We start from the raw sequence: 25595 nt of genomic DNA, 5'->3' as shown, positions 1-25595 counted from the left end.
CCCCCCCCCCCCCCGCAGTGCGGAAATGAACTGCTTAGTCGCAATAGATTGTGGCGTATGTTCTGCACAGAGAGTCGATACCGAGAATTGTATGTCCGGCTGTAGTGACAACACACAAACCGAGTCGTCATGTTGATACTGCTCTGCCGTCCACGGATCCACAATCGCAAACCCGGCTTGGTATTTAACTAGTTCAGCAGCCGCGCTATATCCACGCACAGATATTGGATAATGATAATGCTCATCTCGCGCCACAAGGCTTTGATGCAACAGCAGCCCTAATGGGTCACGGCTATCGAGCCCGATGATTGGCAAAGGATAATTGATCAGATCATCGAGGGTTAATTCCAAGGGTAAATGATCAACCGTATTAGAAGGAGCCAAAACCTTGAGGGATTCGGTTAAGAGCGTTTCATTTAATATGGTAGGCGGTGCTTCGTCCCCAAACGCAATAGCAATATCAAGCTCATGCTTTAATAGCCCAGCGCACAGTTCATCACGGTTTGCTGTCAGCAACTCAAAAGAGAGATCTTGCTTACTGCCATTTTGCTCGCGAGACATTTGGGCGATTACCGGAGTCAGTAATTTAGTCGCTAAAATCGGCGGCGCACCAATACGTAAATGCTGATGGCCTTGCTTCACTTTGTTGGTCAAAGATCGAAACTGACCCAGTTGCTGATACACTTTTTCAGCTTCGGGCAACAAGGTTTTTGCCTCTACCGTTGGCACTAGTCGCCCTTTAACACGTTCGAATAAACCAAACCCGAGTTGTTGCTCGGTGTGCGCCAGAATACGGGTCACGTTAGGCTGAGACACATGCAAACTGCGCGCGGCTCCAGATACGGTTCCAGTCTGCATAATGGCGTAAAAGACTTCCAACTGTCTTAGGTTCAAATTGATGTCCTTATGGTTCACGAAACCAGTTTAGGCTTGGCTTTCTAGTATTGGCTAAGTTGTCTATCTGTTTAATTAGCTAGCTATTTATCTATCCATTCTGCTATTTGCGTGAGTTTATTTTAATAACTCTTTTATCTTAGGTTGAAGTATCTCAGCCCAAACTTGATAAGCCTTAGCATTCAAATGCAAATCATCACAACTGTATTCATTGGATAGTAATTTATTCGGTGCTAGCACACGGTTTACATCCAAAAACTCGATATCATGTTGTTCGCAATAAGCCTGTAGTCTTTTGATGAGTTCTGAAACTTGAGGATTCAACCCTTGCAGTTTAGATCCTACATAAAGCGTTGATTGCACCAAGATTCGAATATCGTTTTCTTGCCATACCTTAAGCATATCAACATAGTTCTGATAGATATGCTCAACGCTGTAACCTTGTGCAAGATCGTTAATTCCCGCCATAAAACACACCAGCTTTGGCTTCACATTCAACGTGGTATCAATACGGCGCAACATACCGGTTGTGGTATCGCCTGCAAGGCCACGGTTGACCATTGATACATCACGGAAAATATCCGCCCACGGTGCCCATTCAGTAATCGAATCACCAAACATGACTAAGTCTGCATTCGGAGAAAAATGGCGATGATTATCTGATGTCATTATGTAACGGCTCATGCTGTGGCCTCGCTGTTGAATCTCAGATTGAAGTGCAATCGATTCGAGGATTTCACTATCTGGTGTAGTACTATCAAACTGAGCAAGTAACCCTTCGATGTGAGGCTTGAAAGGGCTAAGACGAGTACTTAGTTGATGCTGTTCTTTAAGGGAAGATAATCGCTCTAACAAAGCATATAGAGATTGGTTTTGACCGACTTCTTGGAATAACTGATATAAATCGAGGACAGGATGTTGTTGCAGTGCGGCAAGTAATTGCTTGTCTTCCATGGTGTTATCTAACCCTTCAATTATCTGATGATGAACTCAAGATAATATCCGATTGCGGACGGGATAGATAACACTAGAAGCAGAGAGTTACTTTTCTTTAACCAATAAGTGATTGCGATTATCACGGCTTCTCTTAATGAGATCGTTGCTCTCATCTATTTCATCTGACTTAGCAAGGCGGTCATAAAGCAAAACATTCACGGTTGCCGCTAAATTCATGCAACCAACCGTTGGCACATACACAACGTGATCCGCTCTATCGGCAACATCTTGAGAAATAGAACCGTCTTCAGGGCCAAAAATATAGATAGCGTTTTCTGGGTGTTTAAAACGCGGAAGTGGTGTTGCACCCTCAGCAAGTTCCACACACACAATTTGTGTTTCAGGCTCAAGGTCGTCTAAAAATGACTCAACACCAGTAAGCGGGATCGTACGCGCTGCGCTTTTAGTGTCGGTATGGAATTTAGCGGCTTTTTCGTAGCGTTGCCCTGTATATTTAACTTCGTCGACTTGATAACAACCAGCCGCACGCATAACAGCGCCAACATTCGTAGGACTCTTTGGGTTAGTTAAACCAATAGTCACATGGCTTTTGTTCATGAATCTTCTCACTTAACGAATAGACATAGCAGGGTGCTACAAAGCGTCGCATTCTAACAAAGCAATGTCGAATGCAAAAGCACATAAACGCACCAAATAACGACGTGCACTGCCCTTGATTACATAGGCCTGTGAGCAAGAAAACAGAACCACCTTCATATTTACCAAACAAATGCTATTTGGGATAACAATTAAACAACAAGTTCATTTACATTTTTAAATCACATTAATAATCTGTTGAAAACTGCATTGGACAATCGCACAGGAACCGTGACATGACCCTAACCATCAAAAACCGCCTCTATATTCTCTCTTTCATACCTTTGTTACTCATGGCGATTGGTATGATGAGCGTGACTTATATGAAGAGCACCGAGCTAACCGCACAACAAGTAGAATCGACGCGTAGCAATATGATGGCGATGAAAGAAAAAGAACTCAAAGCGTACCTGCAAATGGCCTACTCTGCGATCAGTCCATTTTTGGACAGAGGCGCAACGCTAGAAGAAGCTTTACCAACATTGAGAACATTAGAATATGGCGAATCTGGTTATATTTTTGGTTATGACTCGAAAGGTGTCCGAGTTGTGGTTGGTCAAAGTAACGATGGCATCGGTAAAAACTACTATGACCTTCAAGACAAGCAAGGCAACTACTTAATCCGCGACCTGATCAAGAATGCTAAATTAGGGGAATTCACGACTTACTATTTCCCGAAGCCGGACCAATCTGTCGCGCTACCTAAACTCAGCTACTCAGTATTTGTGCCGCAGTGGGATTTGATGTTGGGTACTGGCTTCTACACTGATGACATCGACGCTGTTATTGCCGAAATGAAAGAAAGCTCAAATGCCGCGCTACAAAGCTCATTAACGGCTATCGCGATTTTCTGTGGCTTTATTGCCCTTATTGTCGCGATATTTGCTGTCGCGGTGAATCGCACTATCATGCAGCCACTTGAGCAGTTTGACCGCTCAATTAGTGCTTTTGCCAGTGGCGAAGCCGATCTCACGGCCCGAATGGAAGCATTCAAAGCCCCAGAATTCACCAAGCTTAGCGAAAATTTCAATGCCTTCGTTGCTAGCCTACAAACCATCATTCGCAGCGTAAGTGATGTTGGCCAGCAAGTTGTCGCTGAAACCAGCAGTATGTCTTCTCGTGCCGCACAGGTTGATGAGATTGCCAGTGGCCAACGTGAAGAAACTGAACAAGTCGCGACGGCAATGACCGAGATGACGACTACCGCACAAGAGATCTCGAGTAATGCGAGTCAAGCTGCGGATTCCGCGAAACAAGCAGAAAACAACGCTAAAGAAGCTCAACAGATTGTCAATGCGGCTGCAAACTCGGTTGCAGGCCTTGCCAGCGAAGTATCAGAAGCGAACACTGTGGTATCAAGACTAGAGGGTGATGTACAAAACATTTCGTCTTCATTGACAGTCATTCAAGACATTGCGGAACAAACTAACTTATTAGCATTGAATGCTGCAATTGAGGCCGCACGTGCCGGTGAACAAGGACGTGGATTTGCGGTGGTAGCTGACGAGGTTCGTAAGTTGGCAAGTCGAACCCAAGAAAGTACAGGTGACATTCACAAGATGATTCAACAGCTAAAAGCCGCTTCAGATGCTGCCGTAAAAGCCATGGATTCGAGCCAAAATCGAAGTGCTCAAACCGTGGAAGAAGCGAATGCCGCTGCTGCAGCACTGGCGAAAATTCAGGCGTCGATTGATACCATCATGGATATGAATTCACTGATTGCCACCGCGACGGAACAACAAAACATTGTAGGCCAAGAGATCTCACAACGTATCGTCGTAATCTCAGATCAAAGCTCGCAATCAGCATCGCTGGCGAATCAGAACCGCACTGGTAGCCAAAACCTAAACAGCCGCGCGAATGAGCTTTACCACTTGGTGGATCGCTTCACGGTCTAGGACATTTACGGTCTATTAAATAGCAAGTAAACGCAACTTAACGTTAAGACTTTTCACACTAAATAAAAACGGGCTTCAGAATCTCTAATCTGAAGCCCGTTTTTTTTATCGGTGGTAGCTTTAGATCATAAACTAATCCAATTGTTCAGAAAGAAAGTCTACTAACAATCGAACCTTAGAAGATAGGTTGCGATTTTGCGGATAAAGCGCCCAGATCCCCTCTTTATCGTCTCGATAGTCAGACAGTACTTCAACCAACCCTCCTGATTCTAGATCTTCACTTACGTAGTATTCAGGCAACTGTACCAAGCCAATGCTCTGCTTGGCTGCATCTAACAAGGCTAAACCACTATTGCACTTAATGCGCCCATTAACACGAACCGAACGAGGTCGGCCATTTTCTTTAAAACGCCAATGTTCGAAACCACCGACTAAACATTGATGATTGTTCAATTCAGAGAGCGTATGTGGCTCACCATACCGTTCAATGTACTCTGGGCTGGCACATACATAGAGTTGGCGTTGAGAGAGCTTCTTTGCCACCAGGCTTGAATCTTCTAAGCGACCAAGACGAATCGCTACATCAACACCAGAATCGATAAGATCAAGTTTTTGATTAGTCAGCATCAATTCAAGTTCTACCTGTGGATGAAGCTTTAAAAATTGATGTAACAGAGGCGCGAGTTGGCGCTCACCATAAGTCACAGGCGCGGTCACTTTAAGCAACCCTTTAGGTGTCGACTGCATCTGCGTGACCGCAAGTTCAGCAATTTCTAAACCTTCGACCAACAACTTACATTGTTGATAATAGAGTTGCCCAGCCTCTGTTAGGGAAACCTTACGTGTCGTTCGATTAAGCAGTTTTACTGCCAAACGTTCTTCGAGGTTTGCCACTCTACGGCTGATTTGAGCCACTGATGTAGCAAGCTTCTGCGCTGCACCAGTAAAGCTTTCACGCTCTGCTACTGCAACAAACTCACTTACCCCTTCCCAATTAGCCATGCCTTTACCTTATGCTAAACAACGGTTACCCATACAGTGTATTGAAGTTATAAATCAGTGTCACTTGCTTGATATGCTCTGTACATAAACCTTCGCTATCTGCAATCGTTCAAAACGATCTCAACCAAGCCCTGACATTTCTAAATATTTCTCACTGAACACTAACAAATTTAGTATTTCTTCTGACACTAGTCTTACCACTTCATTGATATGTTGGTTCTGTACCGCAACACAGGTACTTCAACAAAGAACAAAGTAAGGTACTCATATGAAAAAATTAATCATACTTGCATCAACTCTTGTACTCAGCACGACAGCGTTTGCAGCAACTAAAACAACGATTCAAGAAACAACGCTAAAATCTGATACTTTTGTTACTGAAGCGGAAGCATACGATGCAGGAACCAACCTTATGGATGAGCTAAGCACAAAGACATCTTTTGAGCTTTCTAGAGAACTGCCACAGTTCCAACAAACAACTAAGTACAATTCATTCAAGATTGATGATGCGAATATGGAAGTGAAAAAAATCACCAACATGAGCGGCGACACCCATTATCAAGCTAACGTAAAAGTTGACTACCGTTACACATATAAAGACGGTCGTAGCAGCTAATACTGACTAGATCGGCAAAGCACCTGCGTGCCTAAAATAAAACCCCGTATCTAAAAAGTCTTTATATAAAGAATGCTCGTATATAAAAATAAAGCCCGCACTCATTGAGTGCGGGCTTTTTAGTGTTCATTTTGGCTATTTTTTAATAATTCATTTTCGATAAATCTTTTTAGTTGTCGCTACTCACTATAGATTGACCGTCTAGCCAGTAACTCTCTTGAACAGCATCTCTTAGACTTCGAATTGAGAAACCAAACCATCTAGCGCTTCACATTGCTCCGCCAAAGCCATACATGCGTTTTCTGCACTGTTCGCCATTTCCACCATTTGCATAGTGCTTTCAGCTATACGTTGAACGTTCTGGTTCACTTCTTCCGATACTTGAGATTGCTGAGAAGCCGCAGTTGCGATTTGCGTGTTCATCTCATTCATCATACCGATAGAGTTACGAATTTCACTCAATGACGACGCAGCTGTACTCGCTTGAACAATGGTTTTCTCGCCACTAACTTTACTTTCGTTCATCACGCTCACCGCTTGTTTAGCGCCAACTTCTAAGCGTTCAATCATCGACTGAATTTCACCCGTACTGTCTTGAGTTTTACTTGCCAAGGCTCTAACTTCATCAGCAACAACAGCGAAACCACGACCTTGTTCACCAGCACGTGCCGCTTCAATCGCAGCGTTCAATGCAAGTAGGTTAGTTTGTTCAGCAATGCCTCTAATTACACCAAGAATAGAAGCAATGTTCTTAACATCACTGTCTAGTTCATGAACAACACCACTCGCGTTTTCGATATCATGCGCCAAGCGCTCAATCGAACTCACCGTTAAGCCTAAAGTTTTATCTGCAGATTCCACTTCTCTATTTGCCGTATTGCTTGCAGAAGCCGCTTCTAACGCATTACCACTTACGGCAACGCTGGTTGCTTGCATCTCATGAACTGCAGCAGCAACTACTTCACTCTCTTTCTGTTGATTAGAAGAAAACTGAGCCACACCTTGAGTCAGTGATTTGATGTTTTCCATCTCAGAACGTACAGCGTTAGAAGTGGTAATAACCTGTTCGATGGTCACATGAATCTTGCCAACAAACTGGTTGAAAGCAGAGCTAAGTCGAGCAATTTCATCACTCCCCTCAACGCTCATACGTTGAGAAAGATCACCATCGCCAGAAGCAATTTCAACCATCGCTTTTTCAACATTTTGAATCGGTTTAACGATAAAGCGATTCGACAACCATAACGCGAAAGCAGCAGCCAGGATCGCCACACCCATGCCGACTTCAATGATCACCTTGCTTGATTCAATAGATTCATCGGCTTGTTGACGAAGTTCTTTCTGCTTCAATTCGATCAAGGTTCTGATGTCACGAAGTTGATCTCGAATAATCGCAAACTCAGCATCTAACGCAGGAGAGTAATCAATGTTGTATTGGTATGCATTCTCAGGGTCGGCAAACATAGGTTCGTGCAATGCCACCCACTTGCTCATCGCGTTAACAAGCTTTGATAATTCACCACGAGAAGATGGATCCAACACCCCTGCTTGATATAAGGTTTCGACACTTTGAAAACGAGGCACCGCTTTGTAAGCATTGTCTTTAAATTCAAACTTTTGGTACTCAATCGCCGCTTGGTCTTTTGCTAATAATAGACCTTGAGCAGAAGCGATAACTTGGTAAATATCACGATAGCCATCTTCCAAATTATCTAACACTGGCTGAACCACATTATTCAACTCATGGTTGATTGCAGCTTGAGCGTTAGATTTAAGAACATTAAGCACAGTAACAGTAGAAAAAACGATCACGATAACCATTAATGGGATCGCAATTTTACTCTTAATTGAAAGGTTGTTGATACTCATAAGGGGGCTTATAACCACACAATAAATAGGGACGCGCGCATAATATACAGTATCAATTTAAAAGCTAGCTAAAAGTTTGTGAACCTAGTCGCATAGCAAACGTTACCCTTGAATCGACTGTCTATTATTCAACCAAAGGTCAACATTAAAAAGTAGAGCCAAAGACATTTTTGCACTTATTTACCACAGACATGCTCAAATACTGGAGAAGTCATAGAAATAGCACCATAATGTACGGCTCAAAAGTAAATAGGTATGAACATGAAAATTTGTGGTGTTGAAATCAAAGGTAACGATGCTGTCATCTGTCTTCTTTCTCTGTCAGATGGTGTATTTAATATCCCTGATTGCCGAGTTTCTAAAGTTGCGATTAGCGACGCAAACGACACGCAGAATATGAAAGACTTTCAATTCTCTTTTGCAAAGTTGATGGAAGATTACCAAGTAGATAAAGTTGTAATTCGTCAACGCCAAACAAAAGGCAAATTTGCTGGCGGTGGCTTTGGCTTCAAACTAGAAGCAGCAATTCAACTGATCGACGGCCTAGACGTAACGGTTGTATCACCTGCTGACATCAAAGAGAGCCTAAAGCGCAACCCTCTTATGATGAAGTTCAAAGAGACTGGCCTTAAGCAATACCAAGAAGCACCGTTTACAACGGCTTACGCTTGCTTGATGCAGCGCTAATCAATAGACGCTAACCAATGATTAAAACGGAAAGAGCCTGAAGATTCAGGCTCTTTTTATATCTATCGATCAAGTGCTGCTTGCCTACGAACTTTTAGTAACTCTGGCTTTTTCACGACCAAATATACCGCTGTCGCTGACAACGCGAATCCCATTGCGCCGTAGATATCAAACGACTCTCCAAAAATAAGCCAAGCTTGAATTGCCGTCGTTGGTGGTACTAAATAAAACACCGATGCTACACTCGAAGAAGCCCCATGCTCCACCATGTACAACAACAACAGAATAGCAATGCAAGATAAGACAATCACTAACCAAGCTAACGTTAGTGTAAATTCAATAGTCCAATTCACATGCATGGTTTCGTAACGCACGGCGAAAGGTAAAAATAGCGAAGCCGCAGCAAGATATTGCACCATCGCACCACCGACCATGTCTGTCCCTTTGCAGAAACGCTTTTGGTACAATGTACCGACCGTGATACCCACCAGCGAAACCAAACACAACAACGTCGCCATGCCCTTTTGGTCATCAGATTGCCATTCAATATTGCCCATCAACACCAAACTAATACCCGCAAAACCGAGGGCTAATCCTAGCCATTGTGCGAAATTAAAACGCTGCGAACTACAGCTGATCATAATCAATGCGGTAAGAATCGGTTGTAAGCCAACAAGTAGAGAACTCAACCCGGCAGGCATACCCATATCAATCGCCAGATAGGTGCCACCAAGGTAGAAACCATGAATCAAGATGCCGACCACACAAGCATGGAAGAATGCGCGACCAAGAGGGATACGACGCTTAAGGATTGCAATCAAAACCAAGAACAGCACCACGTTGGCTACCATCCTCAGGGAAAGTAATGTTGCGGGTTCCGCGTATTCCACACCAAGACGTGCACCGACAAAGCCTGACGACCACAATATTACAAACACAAACGGAATCATTTTAATCAGCATTACAAACCTCTGGTCAACTCTTCATCAATGCTGTTACCTTAGTTGGGTACAGATAACTAATAAAGATACAGATATAACACTTTAAATGGTTACAGATTGAGAGTGAGCAACGAGGGAGAAAAACGTGGAAGCAGAACTCAGCGGCAATAAATACCTTGCTACCGAACAACATATTAAGGCTCAGATCGATAAAGGACTCTTTCAACCAGACGATCGCCTTCCCTCAATTCGTCAATTAAGCGAGCAGCTTGGTGTGAGTAAAAATACCGTGATTCGCGCCTACCAAGAACTGGAAGCGACAGGCTGGGTTTATTCAGTACCTAAATCAGGCTATCGTGTGAAAGCGCCCAATACCACCAGCTGGGATGCACCAAGCCAACCTCAAAAAGTTGACCTCTTATCTGTCACTAAATCAGTTCTCTCTCGCCCCAAAGGTCGTTTAAAGCTTCTAGCTGGCTCTGCCCATCCCAACATCAATAACCCCGCAATACGAAGCTTGTACGCTGAGATCGGTCGCCACAGCCGATTGCAAACTCAGTTACCCGGTTACTACCAATTGCCTCCTGGTGACGAGCAATTAGTAAAACAATTGTTAAAGATCACCCACGATCTAGGCGTACCTGCGGGATCGAAAGAGATTGCGATTACGCATGGCGCACAACAGGCGATCAGTTTGGCTTTACGCGCGCTCACCAAACCGGGCGACATCGTGGCGGTAGAGTCACCGTGTTACTTCGGCAATTTGTTGTTGCTCGAGTCGCTAGGTTTAAAAGCCCTTGAAATACCAAGCAGTGTTAGCCACGGAATCGACATCCCTTCTCTACAAAGTGCACTGGATAAATGGGATGTAAAAACGCTAGTGCTAACACCAAACTTTACCAATCCAACGGGCTCACGGATGCCATTATCTAATCGAAAAACGCTGTTGGAGATAACCGGAACTTTGCCGATTATCGAGGATGATGTGTTTGGTAGCCTGGCGTTTGATGCACCTATTGCCAGCCTAAAAGAGCTTGATGACCAAGATCGAGTTATCTACGTGAATTCGCTCTCTAAAACCTTAGACTCACGCCTACGTATAGGTTGGTTGCTCTCGGGGCGTTACCAAGCTCAAGTCGAAAAATATCTCCTTTGTGACAACATGGGGAGCTCAAACCTGATGCAATCCGCAGTAGGTCAGTTTCTCACTACAGGCAAATACCGCAGTCATCTTTCTAAAATGAAACGACTCTATCAAACCAATCAAAAGCAGTTCCAAAGCCTATTAATCCATGCATTAGATAGCTACCCTCACCTTGTCGGGCGTTACCACCTATCAAAACCTGAAGGCTCATTTTTAAACTGGATAACACTACCGGAATCGGTCGACAGTTATTCCGTCTATCAAGATTGCTTAAAACATAAATTAGGTATTTTACCTGGTACTGTCTTTGGCACACACGACCAATACAAACACTGTTTGCGCTTCACGGTCGCGAACATTGAAGAGAACAAAGATTGGAAAGAAGGGATAGTGACACTGGCTATGATCATCGCTAAACATACACATTAACCGTTCACTTTCCTCAATTAGAACTGACACCAACAAAAAAGCCCCACTCAACCAAGCGGGGCTTTCACTATATCCATAGCCAAAGGCTAATTAGCGTAGCCTTCAAGCAACCTACTCTCTAAGCAAGTTGATATTTAAGCGATTAACCTTCCCAAGCAAACTGTTCAAATACTTTGTCTACTGGTGTTTGAGCAACGTGGTTTACGTAGTTACTGATCACTTTCTGCGACAAGCCAAGAATCACTTCTAGCACTTGTTGTTGACCGTAACCCGCAGCGAAAAAAGCTGCCATTTCACTTTCTGGCACATTGCCACGATTACGTACCATACTTAGCGTGAAATCATGCAGTGCTTGAAGTTTTTCAGTTGGCAGTGCAGCACGGTTACGCAGTGCTTCGGTAATCGCTGGGTCTACATTCATTGAATGTGCGATACCCGTATGTGCAGGAACGCAGTAGTGACACTCATGTTCAACGTTGATAGTTTGCCATACCACTGTCAGCTCATCGGCATCAAAAGATGACTCATTAAATGCTTGATGAAGCTGTGTGTAAGCTTTCAGAGTATTTGGTGATTCAGCCATCACACCAAAAAGACCAGGAACTCGGCCCATTTGTTTTACTGCACCCTCAAGAATAGGTTTGCTTTGTTCTGGTGCTGATTCTACTGAATGAATTTTAAAGTTGCTCATGTTCTATTCCTTTCGATTCTTTATCTTAATTTGGTTCACAATCGGAGTGATATGAGACTGTTCTCCGTTGGCGTGAAAACAATATAGAACAAACAAGAACGATCGTTCAAGTTTTATTTTGAACATTCGTTCAAATAGGCTGAATTTATCGAATCAACAATTATGGAATAACTATATTCATTTGAACAGTTCTAACCCTAACTGCATGATTTAAAATAAAAAACCAACCAGGTAACACCTGATGGGTTTTGTTCTAAGTCTGAATTATTACTTAAATCAACGCTCCAATATTAACGGCACAAGCCCTCAGGTGATCTAATCACATTTAATCTCATCACAAGGTTAGACATTTTCACCTTCAAACTGGTAAAGATCTCTAAGCGTGTCTTTTAGCCATAGAACGATTGGGTTATAAGCATTGCGTTTATGCCAAATCATGGTGAACGGGATTAGCAGCTTTTTGGCATTCTCTTCATCTAGAGGAATAGGCAGACAAGTAAGATTAGGATGAAGTTGTTCAACGTAACGTCGGCAGTAATTCGGTGCCACGGTAGTCATGGTGTGGTTTGACTGAGCCGCCATAAACAAAGACTGCTCAAAACCCGCTAGCGTAAGTGCGATATGTCGGTCGAGTTGCAAATCTGTGAGAATTTCATCCAACGCCCATGCTTCACTTTTCTCCCACACAATATTGATGTGAGGGTATTTGAGGAAAGCCTCAAGGTTCCACTCTTCTTGCAAGGCTGGGTGGTCTTTTCTCAGATACACCACGGGCAAATCGTGGAACAGCACCTCGAAATCAATGAAGTATGGCAGTGCGTCTAGAGATTCTTTCGAACGTGGGTGGCTTTCTCGCCCTGAAAATCCAATATCAGATTCGCCACGTACGATGGAATCTATCGAATCGTAATCCCAATTACGCATTTTAATCTTCGCATTGGGATAACGTTGATACACACTTTGCGTCAATTCGTTCAGCATGATCAATAATAACGGAGATTCAGCTTCTAAGTTTAAACGTAAATCCTTTGGGGCATCGTCGCCACGAGTAGTGAGTATTTGACTACCAATCTGCAACCAGTCTTGAAGATCTTTCACCATGCTCAGTGCAAGTGGTGTTGGCGTTAAGCCCCTCGGCGTTTTCACAAATAGAGGATCATCGAACCAGTCTCGCAGCTTAGTCAGTGATTTGCTTACCGTTGAAGGCGTTACGTTAAGCTTTTTGGCAGCTTTTGAAACACTCTGTTCTTGCAACAGCAATTGCAGAGTGAATAACAAATTCAGATCAAGACGGGCTAGTGGCTTCTTCATAATCACTTTTTACTTGGGAAGGACTTATCCATAGTATTAGAGCAATACTGATAACTCCACCAGCAGCCAATATAAATACCAACATATTCAATGCACTTAGCCCGATAACGCCCATAAGCCAGATAAACAGTGCTGAAGTACATACTTGGGAAACTCCGAGTATTGAACTTGCCACACCTGCGCGCTGTGAATAACAGCTCAATGCTTGGCTCATCGCGACACCAAAACCCAATGAGAAGCCGCCGCACACAAAAGCAAAGCCCAACAACGTCACGTAATGCCCTAACCCACCATCAATCGATGCGAGCAACAAGATAGCCGCAACGACAAAGCAAACTTGTGAAGTCAGCATTAAGTTCTTTTGCTTAAACACATTCAAAGCAAATGGTGCAGAGAATGACACCAACATACTCACCAATGCGGTTAATGCCATAGTGTAAGAATACTGACCTCGGTCGAAGCCAAGCTCTGTCATAATCAACAGTGGAGAGACATTCACATAAGTGAGAATTGCGGTCACTCCTAGGCTGGTCATGATCACTCGGCTGATAAACAACGGGTCTTTGAACGTTTCAGTTGAAGTCGGTTGAAATGTCTCAGATAAAGAAGCTTTCGCTAACACCGACCCTATAACTTTAGGTTTAGTCTCTTTTAGCACGAGCACCGACAACAAACACACCACCACACCCATGCTCGCCATGGTCGTGAACAAACTCGGCCACGGGTAAACCGTCATGATTAAGTGGCCAATCACAGGCGCAAGCACTGGTACGATGCAGGTAATGCCATTCATCATCGACAGCACCTTAGCGCGTTTTTGGTCATCCAATACATCTCGCAAGATAGCGAACGCCACCACATAACAAGAGCCAGCCCCCACACCTTGAAAGAAACGCACGAGAAGAAATGGTTCTGCACTGGTCACAACACCGCCGAACCTCGAAGAGGTAGCAAAGACAATTGCACCGAAAATAGCGACAGGTTTTCTTCCTACACTGTCGGCAAATTTACCGGCAAACAACATGGTGGTTGCCATTCCTGCGAGATAAATAGAGAACGCGGCATGAAGCTGAGCCTCAGACGCATTTAGGTCCGCGGCAATTTGAGGCAACCCAACTAAATACAAATCAATAGCCGTCGGATACAAGAGAACAAGCGTAAAACTACAAAATAGAAAACGGTACATAACACCCCCACATAATTGGTGTGAGGATAATAAGAGCGAAACGCCAAACTACCGAGTGGCATCTACGACAACAGATCTTTCCATTTACGACAAACCATAATGCTACAACTGGATCCTCTCCTTCTTGACGCTCACCAATTAACTCTCATCAGATAAAGAAATAAGACAAGACTCCATAAAAGAAGCGAGGTTTGACTGGCTTTCACTTAAATTAATGCATCCATTAAACATCCGTATCAAGCGAATTACTAAACGGCTATTAATTTGAAAAAGTTATCAAAAAGCTAAAATAAATCACAAGGTGAATACCAAAAATCACCAACCATATACACCACAAATTCCTCTGAAATGATTTTAGAAAAATTCAAAAATTATTAGTATTTAACCCCTAACTTTAGTGAGTAATTTGATAGTCTTGGCAACAAATATTTACAATCCAACTAAAAATTAATTGGGTACCTCGAGGTTGTTTTCTTGAATATGAAATTATTCGGTAGTTCTTTGATTCTGTCAGGAACTGCATTAGGGGCTGGTATGCTTGCCATTCCCATGGTCCTGGCCCAATTTGGCTTCATGATCAGCTCTGCGCTGATGCTACTTATCTTTATCGGCACCACTTACTCAGCTCTTCTACTGGCAGAAGCGTGCACTAAAACTAAAGACAACAGTGGAATGAGCAGCGTTGCTTACCTAACTCTGGGCAGCAAAGGTAAACACTTTATCAATGCACTCTTTTACCTGCTGCTGGTATGCATGCTGATCGCTTATATCTTGGGTGTTGGCGATATCATTCATAAGCAATTGCTCGATGTGGGCGTAGACATCTCTGCATCGGCTGCTTATACCGTTTTCAGCCTATTAATGGGTGTGATTGTGGTAGCGGGTAAATCGTATATCGACAAGTTAAATCGCAGTTTATTCATCATGATGGTGGTGATGCTATTTATTGTTATCGCCTCTTTGTTTAGCAACATTCGCCTTGATTACCTGACTCAATCCAGCAAATACACGGCTAACGATGTGGTGCAATACAGTGCGGTTATCTTTACTAGCTTTGCCTCTATGGTGGTGATCCCGTCCCTGGTTATCTACAACCGAGAAGCCACTCAAAAACAGATCCGCAATATGATTCTGCTGGGCTCGGTGATTCCACTAATCTGCTACCTAACTTGGTTATTTGCGATTATCGGCAACCTTGGCACAGATGCAATCAGCCAATTCCATAATATTTCAGAACTGATCTCAGCGTTTAGCGGACAGTCTGCTTGGCTGAAAGTCGTGATTGCTTTGTTCTCAGCATTGGCATTGGTGACCTCTTTCCTTGGTGTGTCGATGGCACTTTACGACCAAAACAAAGATGCCGTCACCAATAACAAACTGCTAGCTTACGCTCTGACCTTTGTATTGCCTTTGGCACTCGCTGAACTGTTCGCGAGCCAGTTTGTGAGCATGCTGGATTATGCGGGCATGGTATTGGTGTTCTTAGCTATATGGGGCCCTCTCGCGATGGTAGTTAAGGTTCGTAGACCTGATTTCCCTCACCTTCAAACTGAAGGCAGCTATACTGCAGCCGGTGGCGACACGGCACTTATCGCAACATTCGGTTTTGGTGCTCTGATCTTTATATCTTGGTTCATGAGTTAGCCCCCAAACGAATGACATACCGACTGTCATTTAAACGATAGTCGGTACCAAAAAGCCTTGAACATAGAACGAGAGCCTAGAGCTTAACTATGTAAATCAACACGCCGACGATAAACATGAATGCCATTCTTACCTCAATGTAGAGAAAGCAGGATATCGAGATATTGCGATATCTTACTTTAAAGAGTATATTTCACGTTAGTCGAAAACAGCAGCCAAACGCCATGTCAGATATGAATGAAGTTTTAAAGTCAATCAACAACCCAGTACGAAGGGATATTCTACACTGGCTAAAGTCACCGCATGAGCACTTTAACCTAGAGAAACAACTCGTTGATATCGACGTTGAAGGGGTATGTGTCAGCATTATTCAAGAGAAAAGTGGCTTATCCCAATCGACCGTCTCGTCTTATCTTTCTAACTTGCAACGTGCAAAGCTGGTTACTTCAAAACGCATTGGCTCGTGGACGTACTACAAGCGTAATGACGAATACATCGAGAAGTTTTTAAAAGAGTTATCTAACTCACTCTAACAAGCAGAATCAAAACAGACTGGGTGGATAACGCCGCCCATTTTAATCTTGTCTATTTTTAGAAGATTAGATATCGAAATTTCTCAATATCTAGCTATGTAGATATGTAATTAAATAGAAAAAATATACGAAAAATTAAACGGAGTTGGTAAACATGAGCAAGTCTATTCAATCTTTTAATCCTAGTAATGGAGAACTGCTTGGTGAAGTCAATAGCGCCTCTAGAGATGAAGTCGTTCAAACGATCCGCCAGTCAAAGTCAGCACAAAAGGTATGGAAAAAACTCCCGATAAATGAGCGCGTGCGAACCATTATTAGAGCTTACCAACACCTTGATCAGTATGCAGATTCCCTCTCAGAACTACTTGCTCGCGAAATGGGTAAAGATATCCGACGCGCCACTGGTGAAGCAACAGGCGCAATTTACATGGGGCAGCATTATGCAGAAGAAGCACACCGCGCGCTCAACACTCGCAAATTGTCAGGGTCAACAGAGCTTCAATACCGCCCACTAGGTGTTGTCGGAGTTATATCTCCTTGGAACTACCCTGTGATGATGGCAAACAACCTCATTGTGCCAGCACTGGTCGCGGGCAATAGCGTGATTCTAAAACCTTCAGAAGAAACGCCTCTCATCGCTGAAGCATTCTTTGGTGAGCTGCAAAAACACCTACCCGAAGGCGTATTAACAATTTTGCATGGCGACCGAGAAACTGGTGAGGCATTAGTCGAAGGCGACATCCAAATGATCGCGTTCACTGGCTCAAAAGCAACAGGCCAAGACATCATGCGACGCGCAGCGAGCAAGGTAAAACGCTTGGTCATGGAGCTAGGTGGCAAAGACCCAATGATAGTGATGCGTGATGCCAACCTAGAACAAGCAGCTCGCTTTGCCGTCGCAGGCAGCTTTGAGAACTCAGGACAAATGTGTACTTCGATTGAACGTATCTATGTTGATGATCGTATCGCTGAAAAATTTGAACAACGTGTCACCGAGATCGCCAACATGTACCAGATTGGCCCGTGGGATATGCCTAACGTAAACATAGGACCGATCATCAATGCCACGCAGCATGGAAAAATCGTTGAACAATTAAAAGACGCACAACAAAAAGGGGCAACTTTCCTTCTAGGCGGGATTGAACAACCAGATCGTTATATCCGTCCTACTGTTATCACTGGAATGACTCCTGAAATGAAGTTAGAAACAGAAGAGACTTTTGGACCAGTGGTCGCTATCACTCGCTACTCCAACATTGATGATGCAATCGAACGTGCTAATGCCAGCGAGTATGGATTGGGAGCTGTGGTATTCGGCAACCAAGGTGCCAACGAGGTTGCTGATGAACTTGACGCTGGCATGGTTGGCATCAATCAAGGTCAGGGCGGTAGTGGTGACGCTCCCTGGGTTGGTGCGAAACAGAGTGGCCTTGGCTACCACGGTTCAGTAGATGGTCATCGTCAATTTGCTCAAGTGAAAGTAGTTTCAAAATAAGGATTCATAATGAATAACGAACAGAAATTCTACGTTGTTAGACGAGAAGCAGGCACTCAGTGCAGTGACCTACCAGTCTGGGCACCAAAATCGGCTAATCCATTTTCACTTAATAACAGCGTCAGCGCAGTATCACGCATTGAAGTAAACAATGTACCTGGAGCTTTCCAGCTAAGAGATGTACTTCTTCCTGAAGAGGTTAAGCGGATACTTGATGAAGCGAACCAACTTGGTTTCACAGAAGATGCCGCAGTTTCATTGCCAAGAGAAATACGCCATAACCGAAACCTCAACCTGATCGCCGATCCTAAAACACTCGAAATCATCTGGAACCGATGCAAAGATCATTTCGTTGATAAGTACGACCATTTTGCTGGTGTGAAACCACTTGGAATCAACGGTCGTTTTCGATTTTATCGCTACGATGAAGGGGATTTCTTTAAAATGCACACCGATGGCTCTTGGCCCGGTAGTCAAGTTGTCGATGGAGAACTGATCGATGACTCTTTTGGCGACCGTTGGAGCATGTATACTTTCTTGCTTCTATTGAGTGATGATTTCGTCGGTGGTGAAACCCAATTCATGGTTAACCGTGACGACCCGAGTAAGCCTGCTCGTCGTCAAAGGCATGAGAATGCGGATATAGAATCGGTTAAAACACCTAGTGGTAGTGTCCTATGTTTTCCTCACGGTACTCACCCTGCCCATTGTATACACGGCTCAGCACCAATACTTTCTGGGACTAAATACATTATTCGTACTGACGTATTGTTTGAGCTTTAACTTGTCGTTTTTATAAAGCGCAGTCTTAGTCGCTTCAACCCTAAAAAATGTCCCGCACTAAGCGGGACATTTCGTTATGTAAGATAGCTCTTAACTCTTAACTCTTAACTTTAAGCCATTAGCCATGATCTCGGAAAAATTAACTCTTAAACGTATTCGAGAGTTCTTTTAGTGATGTTGCCAATTCTGCTTGTTCTTTCGCTGTCGCCGCAATTTGAGTCGCGCCCGTCGTAGATTCTGTCGACTTCTGCTCTACCGCCACTACGTTCTGAGCAATGTCTTGTGTCACTACCGCTTGCTCTTCTGTTGCCGTTGCAATCTGCTCTGTCATACTGAATATCTCGCTCACAGCACCAGAAATATCTTGTAGCGTTTGTTCTACGTCTCGCGAATCTTCAACCGCTCTTGATGACATTTTTTTACTGTTATCAATCACATTGAACGCTGTTTGTACATCAGACTGTAGCGAACTAATGAAGCCTTCAATTTCCAACGTCGACTCTTGAGTGCGTTGAGCCAATGTACGGACTTCATCAGCTACAACAGCGAAACCACGACCTTGTTCACCAGCACGAGCCGCTTCGATCGCAGCGTTTAGCGCCAACAAGTTTGTTTGATCAGCAACCGACTTAATCACATCGATCACGCTATTAATATTATTACTGCTTTCGTGTAGATGAGTAATTTTCTCAGCTAAGCCGTTAATCTCAGACGCTAAGATTTCAATCGATTCATAAGAGTGTTGGACCGTGCTCAAGCCCTCTTGTGACTGTTGATCCACCATTTTCGCCGAAGTCGCCGTTTGCTGCGTTTTAGCCGCGACTTCATTCACGGTTGCCGAAAGCTCCTCAGTTGCCGTTGCAATCAGCCCAATTTGGTTTTGTTGCTCAACCAAGGTATTGGAGTTGTATTGGCAAGTTTGCGCCGTCTCTTCTGCTGCCGAAGCGAGTGTTAAGCTCGATTGAGACAAGTTGTCGATCACCTGCGAGAACTTCTCTAAAGTTTCGTTAAGCGATAAAGATATCTGGCCAAGCTCGCTGCTACCTACGTAAGTCGCACGAACTGTCAAATCATTATCATCACGAACTTTTGAAAGCACTAAAGTAAGGTCTTTCACTCGTGTGGTTAGATCGGTTATAGCCTTGAAGCTAACAAAAGTTGCAAACAAAGTAATCACAACAAACATCGCGATACTCGCCATCATGGCAGTCTGCGCTTCTGTCGTTTTTTGTTCCGTGAGTGCGATCAGTGAATCAGCTAACTGGTTCTCTGTTTTCTTCAACTGAACAATACGCGCCGTTGATTGTGCAAACCAGTAAACAGGGTCAACATCAAAACCACTCATTTTCGATTGTGCAAGCTGTCGAAGTTTTTCAACTTCTGCGACAGATCGATCATTCAATTGTTGCTCAAAAAAACTCACATTGCTTGGGGTGCTCAGCACTTTAAAGTTAGAGAAATAGGTATTTTGCTCAGTCATTAAAGAGATAAACCTCACAAGCATACCCGGGCCAAACTCATTTTTAGAGAAGGTATTATTGAGTACAGCACGTTCAATACCAGCACGCTCTTTGCCTTGCAAGAAGTTGTAGTAAGCGATGGTTTCTGTAGTAATGGTGGCATCCGAACTCAACTCTGCAATCAATGCCGATACGCTCAATAACTTTGCGTTAAGTTGAGTGTAGTAACCTAGAGCCTCAGAAAGTGGGATAGATTGAGAGTCGACTCGATTACGAATAGAAGTGATCTGATTGAGGCTTCGGCTGATTTCTGTATTCAACTTTGTGATTTGCGGTAAATCGATATCAGCCGACTGCCAATATTCGCTTCTCTGGTCACGTCGAGTATCCGCACTTGCTCTTTGTGAACGTAGTTCACTGACAAACTGAGTACCCTGTGAGCCGATAAAACCGGCAGTCATTCCACGCTCTTTCTGTAACTCGTGCACTAATTCACTGTATACAACCGACAAACGCGTCAGTTGGTTTAATGATGACATTTCACTGGTGGTCTCTACGCCTTTTGATATCGCAGAAACACTAAGCCATAGAAAGCCTAAGATCGGCAAAATAAGCAAAGCGATGATTTTTTGCTTAAAAGACATATCGGTTAATTTCATTTTTATTCCCTAGCAGCTAACAAATCTCTTTCTGGTTGTAATTAGACACACTTATATATCAGTGTGCCCTTGTTGAGATCATATAATTATTCAGTTTTAGTAATTACCATTCCCTATCGGCGGCAATCGATAAACCTAACACTTAACCTTGTAGAACTCATTGACTTGTTTATAAAACTGTTAGCTATGCAACTTAAGCGGAAAACAAATACGATCTTCAACATTTTTCCGGCGCAAGTGACTGAAAATTGACAGGTTTCACATAACCACAAAGTGGTAGACCACACTAACTGTACAAGCCTTATCAAGCTATGTCCTCACGACCGTCTATATATTCAACATCAACTATGTATAATGCCGAGCTCGTAAAATTAACGTAGATGCATAATTAGAGGTTTTTTATGGATTGTCCTGCTTGCGAACAAAACATTGGATGGGAATGGGTAGAAGAGGCAGCAATTGAACCCAACGAAGAATTCAACTGCCCAGAATGCGATGAAATTTTAATGTATACCATTGATGAAGGCACCTATTACGGTGCGCAACATAAAACCGTAGAAGTTGTTGACGCATAAATTGCAGCCTGCAGTTACACACTAGCCATTTTGTTTCAATCATTTAGCAAATAACTAGACTAAGCAGCCTGTTTTCTTACTGGTGTGGCTTTACTAGAACGAGCGTTCAGCATAAAATATTGAGTATGTGTTCAGTTTAATGAAGTAGATGTTATGGCTAAAACGGCAAAGTTCGATAGACAAGATGTAGTAGACAAAGCAACTAACCTGTATTGGGAAAAAGGCTTTCACGCAACATCTATGCGTAACCTACAGGACGTGATTGATATGCGCCCGGGAAGCATCTACGCGACTTTTGGCAGCAAAGAAGGACTGTTTAAGGAAACTCTTGCTCGCTATACCGAACTTGGCATCCTCAATCTGAACCGCTTTCGCAATGAAACTGACTCGCCCATTCAAGCACTCGAAAACTTTGTAAGACGCGTTGTTGTCGAGTCTAAACAGAGTTCACCTAACGGCATGTGTATGCTGGCAAAAACGGTTGCTGAACTCACTGATGAACATTCAGAATTATTGGAAGAAGCAAAGAAATCACTAAAGATCATGGAAGGTGAATTTGCTAAAGTGATTGCGGAAGCACAAGAGCTAGGTGAGATAAGCAAAGAGCGAGAACCCGCTCAACTTGCTCGTCATGTTCAGGTTCAAATTGCAGGCTTGCGTACCTACGCGAAAACCTGTGACGACATCGATTTGCTTAACTCAATGGTTGAAGACGTATTTAAGTATCATCCTTTCTAAAAGCTGAGCTTATTTAGAAGCCATACAAAAAGACTCCACTGTTAGCCTAAAGCGCTAGAGTGGAGTCTTTTTAGTTTTGATCTAGTTAAGTTAACTTTACAGTTTGAGGGTTACACCTTTCTCATGATCAACGCTTGCGCATTAAGCATCGCCTCTTTGGTGCTGACGTCTAAGGTTTTGACGTTCGCAAAGCGCTCGACTTCTTTAATCGCCACATCGTGCGCGAAGATCACCAACCTCGCTCGTTCGATGTCTTTTGGTGTGATGCGATTACCAATCCCGTTAGCACCTTGTGTTTCGACTTTAATCCGAACCCCAAGATGATGCGCCGCTTTTTCCAGAGACTTAGCCGCTAAGAAAGTGTGAGCAACACCAGACGGACAAGAAGTGATCGCGAGTACATCCGCTTGCCCTTCTTCCGTCACCGAACCACCAGCAAACTGGTTGGCACTCGCCTCACCTTCGACCACCTTCTTTTTCAGCAATATTACGATTAAAGCGGTGGTAAGCGCACCCGCGAGCGTGCCAATGATGTAGCCAATCTTGCCATCAACTACTGGCAACACTATCCAGCCACCCCATGGTGCATGGTTGACCACATGGAACATGAAGCCAACCACATTACCGACAATGCCACCAGCCACGACTGCAGGTAGAACACGTGCAGGGTCCGCAGCAGCAAATGGAATCGCACCTTCACTGATGCCGATCATTCCCATGATGCCAGCGGCTTTTCCGGCTTCTCGTTCGTCTCGTTTGAATTTCTTCGGTGATATGAAAGTTGCCAATGCCATACCCAATGGCGGTGTACAAATCGCAATGCCGACGCCTCCCATCAACCAAGGCTGGGTATTCACCTGCGTTTGAGCAAACAACGTAGCAACCTTGTTGATTGGGCCGCCCATATCAAAGGCCGTCATCGCGCCTAAAATACTGCCGAGCACCATCTTTCCTGAACCCGCCATGCCCGTGAGCATTTGGTTCATTTCAAGCATTACTTGAGCTATCGGAGAGCCAATCACCCACATCACCGCACCACAAGTGACGAAGGTGCCAACGAGTGGATAGATGAAGATAGAGCTTAACGAGATCATACTGTCTGGCAGCTTGATCTTCTTTAGTAGGTTCACCACAAAACCCGCAAAGAAGCCGACCACTATCGCCCCAAGAAAGCCTGTGTTGTATTGATTCACCGCAACCCAAGAACCAATCATACCGGGCGCTAAACCCGGTTTGTCGGCCATTGAGTAGGCGATGTAGCCGCCTAATACGGCAGTAAAGAGGGTTAAGCCAGCGATGCCCATCTGCGCGATATCTGCCAGCACGCCACTCTCTGGTACTGCGCCGTGACCCGACATCATCACCGACAAAGACAACAACACACCGCCCGCGACCACGAATGGGATCATGTGCGAAGTTCCGTACAGCAGGTGTTCTTTTAGACGATTAAGAGATTGAGCCCAAGGGCTAAGTGGTTCGACGTAAACTTCATGATGGCTTGAGGCGTAACTATCGAACGATTCAGAATTAGCTTCGAGAAACAACTCTTGAGCTTCCTCGACCGACTCAACCGCCTTTAATTTTGTAACAAAGTTATCTTCAATCAGCTTGGTCGAGATCTGAGCCAGTACCTCGATATGATGGTCATCATTGTTGTCAGGCGAAGCGAGCATGAAGAACACATCAGACAGTTCACCACCATCAGCACCATAATCAATACCCGCTCGGCTAATCCCAACCGCAACGGCAGGCTTAGCAACCGCGGTACTTTTCGCGTGTGGAATGGCGATACCATCGTCAAAGCCCGTATTACCAATGGCCTCACGCTTCCAAATGTCATCAAGGAATTCACTTTTATTGGAAAGCTTACCAGCACGGTCGAGCAGTTCGACAAGCTCTTCAAATACCGCCTGTTTTGAGTCTGCTTTCAATTCCAAGCAGATAATCTCGGGCTCGATAATGTCAGTGATATCCATGTGCTGCCTCGTCCGAGTACCAATTTGAATGAATGAGATAAAGAGGTTAATAAGATGAAAAGATTAACGGTGTGGGGGCACTCAATATATAGGACGAAAGGTGCATTAACTGGATTATTGTAACCAAGAACTCAGAGTGTGACTTTCACCTTGGAATAAAAAACGCCAATCCATAAAATCCACAGAACCCATAACAATATCGCCCCTCCCCTATGCGAGCTTTCCATACTGGATTTCCCACGCAAGATAGCTTTTGCAAAATAGCTTCTGAAAGGTAGCTTATGTAACGTAACAGGGACGAGATTAAGCCGAGAATAATAATGAGAATTGTAGCGGTAACTGCGTGCCCTACAGGCATCGCACACACCTATATGGCAGCTGATGCTTTAAATAAAACAGCCCCTAAATTCAACGTTTCAATCAAAGTTGAAACACAAGGCGCTATGGGTATTGAAAACTTACTCTCTGCACAGGACATTAGCCTCGCAGACAAGGTGTTGATCGTCTCTGATATCGACATTGAACAGCCAAGCCGCTTCGACCCAGCTAAAACCTTATTCATTCCAATGGAAGAAGTGTTGTTGAGTGTCGATAAAGTCTTTATTAAGCATTGTCGAACCTAAACCTTTCATGAACGAATATCAGATCACCTTCTTCGTTGACGATCCTGCAGCTAACTCACACGTTGCGCAGCCACTTAGCCGCTTAGCAAAGAAATTCAAAAGTACCATCCGAATTATCAACATCACTCAAAATCGAACGGCTGATCTCTCCAAATCTGTTGCAATGTTGCAAGTGGGCCTACTTCGTGGCGATTTGTGCCAGATCACTGCCATTGGCATCGATGCCGAGCTAGCGTGTTTCGTTCTTAAAGATGTGATTGCTGAGCATTACGCCATGGTCGGCTCACAAGTGAACCATGAGTTCTCGAAAGACTTAATCCAGCGCATGCCGCAGATATGCCCGCCTTGTGACATCAAGTGGCACCATGCCAAAGCACAAACTCAACTGACCAAATTTGAATGCTTGAAAGGGCTTGCTCATCTGGTGTATCCACAAGATCCGGATGAACTGATTCTGGCGTTTATTAAACGAGAGGAACGCTCTTCGACGTGTGTGTCACCTGGGATCGCACTGCCGCATGTGATGTTTGAATCGACTCAAGATCTCTCGATTGCAGTCATTGTCAGTGATGATCCTATTGATTGGGCATCACGCATTGGTGAAGTGCATGTTGCCATCGCTTTGGTACTGCCTACCAAGCCACAGCGAGAGCACATTGTGGCGGCCACTAATCTAACCAGAAACCTGCTTCACGATCAGGTCAACGAGCGTTTACAAAAGACCCGTAGCAGTGTCGACCTACAGGCCCTATTGATGTACATCTCTTCACGCCTGATTTAGTTCATCTCCCCTTTTAAATTCATTTCCCTAATCAACTAAGTTACTCACTCTATTGGTTATAATCTCA

23 protein-coding genes are annotated in these 25595 nt (G+C 44.0%); 12 read left to right on the top strand and 11 right to left on the bottom strand.

Annotated elements, in window-relative coordinates:
- The 3 genes from IQO02_RS19815 to IQO02_RS19805 all read right to left on the bottom strand — a co-directional run.
- A partial coding sequence (locus tag IQO02_RS19815) for a LysR family transcriptional regulator (RefSeq protein ID WP_102344733.1) occupies positions 1 to 894 on the bottom strand: 894 nt, incomplete at its 3' end.
- A 117-nt stretch (positions 895 to 1011) separates the two neighbouring features.
- A complete protein-coding gene (locus IQO02_RS19810; protein WP_010432992.1) occupies positions 1012 to 1848 on the bottom strand; it encodes an SGNH/GDSL hydrolase family protein in 837 nt (278 codons plus the stop codon).
- Positions 1849 to 1935: 87 nt separating this feature from the next.
- Positions 1936 to 2448 carry an RNA methyltransferase gene (locus tag IQO02_RS19805; protein ID WP_010432989.1) on the bottom strand — a complete coding sequence of 171 codons (513 nt, stop codon included), beginning with the start codon at positions 2446 to 2448 and terminating at the stop codon, positions 1936 to 1938.
- Positions 2449 to 2723: 275 nt separating this feature from the next.
- Between IQO02_RS19805 and IQO02_RS19800 the strand changes: the two genes are divergently transcribed.
- Positions 2724 to 4385, top strand: coding sequence for a methyl-accepting chemotaxis protein (locus tag IQO02_RS19800; RefSeq protein WP_102282605.1), 1662 nt, complete (start codon positions 2724 to 2726; stop codon positions 4383 to 4385).
- A 132-nt stretch (positions 4386 to 4517) separates the two neighbouring features.
- Here IQO02_RS19800 and IQO02_RS19795 read toward each other — a convergent pair whose 3' ends face one another.
- Positions 4518 to 5387, bottom strand: a complete 870-nt coding sequence (locus IQO02_RS19795) for a LysR family transcriptional regulator (protein ID WP_010432983.1) — start codon at positions 5385 to 5387, stop codon at positions 4518 to 4520.
- 268 nt (positions 5388 to 5655) lie between these two features.
- Here IQO02_RS19795 and IQO02_RS19790 point away from each other — a divergent pair, with 268 nt between their 5' ends.
- Positions 5656 to 6003, top strand: coding sequence for a DUF3316 domain-containing protein (locus IQO02_RS19790; RefSeq protein ID WP_010432981.1), 348 nt, complete (start codon positions 5656 to 5658; stop codon positions 6001 to 6003).
- A 231-nt stretch (positions 6004 to 6234) separates the two neighbouring features.
- Here IQO02_RS19790 and IQO02_RS19785 read toward each other — a convergent pair whose 3' ends face one another.
- A complete protein-coding gene (locus IQO02_RS19785; RefSeq protein WP_010432978.1) occupies positions 6235 to 7872 on the bottom strand; it encodes a methyl-accepting chemotaxis protein in 1638 nt (545 codons plus the stop codon).
- Positions 7873 to 8133: 261 nt separating this feature from the next.
- Between IQO02_RS19785 and IQO02_RS19780 the strand changes: the two genes are divergently transcribed.
- Positions 8134 to 8559, top strand: coding sequence for a DUF3010 family protein (locus IQO02_RS19780; RefSeq protein WP_010432976.1), 426 nt, complete (start codon positions 8134 to 8136; stop codon positions 8557 to 8559).
- A gap of 62 nt (positions 8560 to 8621) precedes the next feature.
- Here IQO02_RS19780 and IQO02_RS19775 read toward each other — a convergent pair whose 3' ends face one another.
- On the bottom strand, positions 8622 to 9521 hold the full coding sequence (locus IQO02_RS19775; RefSeq protein ID WP_010432974.1) for a DMT family transporter: 900 nt from the start codon (positions 9519 to 9521) through the stop codon (positions 8622 to 8624).
- Between the two features lie 124 nt (positions 9522 to 9645).
- On the opposite strand from IQO02_RS19775, the gene IQO02_RS19770 reads away from it, so the two are divergent.
- Positions 9646 to 11073, top strand: coding sequence for a PLP-dependent aminotransferase family protein (locus IQO02_RS19770; protein WP_010432972.1), 1428 nt, complete (start codon positions 9646 to 9648; stop codon positions 11071 to 11073).
- Between the two features lie 142 nt (positions 11074 to 11215).
- Here IQO02_RS19770 and IQO02_RS19765 read toward each other — a convergent pair whose 3' ends face one another.
- From IQO02_RS19765 to IQO02_RS19755, 3 genes are all read right to left on the bottom strand, one after another.
- Entirely contained in the window at positions 11216 to 11764 is a 549-nt protein-coding gene (locus IQO02_RS19765; protein ID WP_010432969.1) for a carboxymuconolactone decarboxylase family protein, read from the bottom strand.
- Positions 11765 to 12106: 342 nt separating this feature from the next.
- The gene (yidZ, locus tag IQO02_RS19760) at positions 12107 to 13075 is read right to left on the bottom strand and encodes an HTH-type transcriptional regulator YidZ (RefSeq protein WP_065106885.1); all 969 of its coding nucleotides are present in this window, start codon (positions 13073 to 13075) and stop codon (positions 12107 to 12109) included.
- Entirely contained in the window at positions 13050 to 14261 is a 1212-nt protein-coding gene (locus IQO02_RS19755; RefSeq protein WP_010432962.1) for an MFS transporter, read from the bottom strand. Before IQO02_RS19755 ends, yidZ begins: the two co-directional genes overlap by 26 nt.
- Before the next feature lie 480 nt (positions 14262 to 14741).
- Here IQO02_RS19755 and IQO02_RS19750 point away from each other — a divergent pair, with 480 nt between their 5' ends.
- The 4 genes from IQO02_RS19750 (at position 14742) to IQO02_RS19735 (ending at position 18716) form a co-directional block, all read left to right on the top strand.
- Positions 14742 to 15905 carry an amino acid permease gene (locus IQO02_RS19750; protein ID WP_016767006.1) on the top strand — a complete coding sequence of 388 codons (1164 nt, stop codon included), beginning with the start codon at positions 14742 to 14744 and terminating at the stop codon, positions 15903 to 15905.
- 224 nt (positions 15906 to 16129) lie between these two features.
- The gene (locus tag IQO02_RS19745) at positions 16130 to 16438 is read left to right on the top strand and encodes an ArsR/SmtB family transcription factor (protein WP_102282606.1); all 309 of its coding nucleotides are present in this window, start codon (positions 16130 to 16132) and stop codon (positions 16436 to 16438) included.
- A gap of 154 nt (positions 16439 to 16592) precedes the next feature.
- Positions 16593 to 17933 (top strand): aldehyde dehydrogenase family protein, encoded by a 1341-nt coding sequence (locus tag IQO02_RS19740; protein ID WP_010432954.1) that lies wholly within the window; start codon positions 16593 to 16595, stop codon positions 17931 to 17933.
- Positions 17934 to 17942: 9 nt separating this feature from the next.
- Positions 17943 to 18716 carry an oxidoreductase gene (locus IQO02_RS19735; protein WP_016790107.1) on the top strand — a complete coding sequence of 258 codons (774 nt, stop codon included), beginning with the start codon at positions 17943 to 17945 and terminating at the stop codon, positions 18714 to 18716.
- A 139-nt stretch (positions 18717 to 18855) separates the two neighbouring features.
- Here IQO02_RS19735 and IQO02_RS19730 read toward each other — a convergent pair whose 3' ends face one another.
- Positions 18856 to 20835, bottom strand: coding sequence for a methyl-accepting chemotaxis protein (locus tag IQO02_RS19730; protein WP_010432949.1), 1980 nt, complete (start codon positions 20833 to 20835; stop codon positions 18856 to 18858).
- Between the two features lie 401 nt (positions 20836 to 21236).
- Here IQO02_RS19730 and IQO02_RS19725 point away from each other — a divergent pair, with 401 nt between their 5' ends.
- Together IQO02_RS19725 and IQO02_RS19720 are read left to right on the top strand one after the other, a co-directional pair.
- A complete protein-coding gene (locus IQO02_RS19725; protein ID WP_010432946.1) occupies positions 21237 to 21410 on the top strand; it encodes a hypothetical protein in 174 nt (57 codons plus the stop codon).
- A 153-nt stretch (positions 21411 to 21563) separates the two neighbouring features.
- The gene (locus tag IQO02_RS19720; protein WP_010432944.1) at positions 21564 to 22148 is read left to right on the top strand and encodes a TetR/AcrR family transcriptional regulator; all 585 of its coding nucleotides are present in this window, start codon (positions 21564 to 21566) and stop codon (positions 22146 to 22148) included.
- 110 nt (positions 22149 to 22258) lie between these two features.
- Here IQO02_RS19720 and IQO02_RS19715 read toward each other — a convergent pair whose 3' ends face one another.
- The gene (locus IQO02_RS19715) at positions 22259 to 24124 is read right to left on the bottom strand and encodes a fructose-specific PTS transporter subunit EIIC (RefSeq protein WP_193838626.1); all 1866 of its coding nucleotides are present in this window, start codon (positions 24122 to 24124) and stop codon (positions 22259 to 22261) included.
- Positions 24125 to 24444: 320 nt separating this feature from the next.
- On the opposite strand from IQO02_RS19715, the gene IQO02_RS19710 reads away from it, so the two are divergent.
- Entirely contained in the window at positions 24445 to 24747 is a 303-nt protein-coding gene (locus tag IQO02_RS19710; protein ID WP_010432939.1) for a PTS fructose transporter subunit IIB, read from the top strand.
- A gap of 7 nt (positions 24748 to 24754) precedes the next feature.
- Entirely contained in the window at positions 24755 to 25528 is a 774-nt protein-coding gene (locus tag IQO02_RS19705; RefSeq protein ID WP_016767002.1) for a PTS sugar transporter subunit IIA, read from the top strand.
- Positions 25529 to 25595 lie beyond the last annotated feature (67 nt).

This window comes from Vibrio sp. OPT24 (genome assembly GCF_015163545.1).
Lineage (GTDB): Bacteria > Pseudomonadota > Gammaproteobacteria > Enterobacterales > Vibrionaceae > Vibrio > Vibrio cyclitrophicus.
This window is presented reverse-complemented; position numbering and strand designations above follow the sequence as displayed.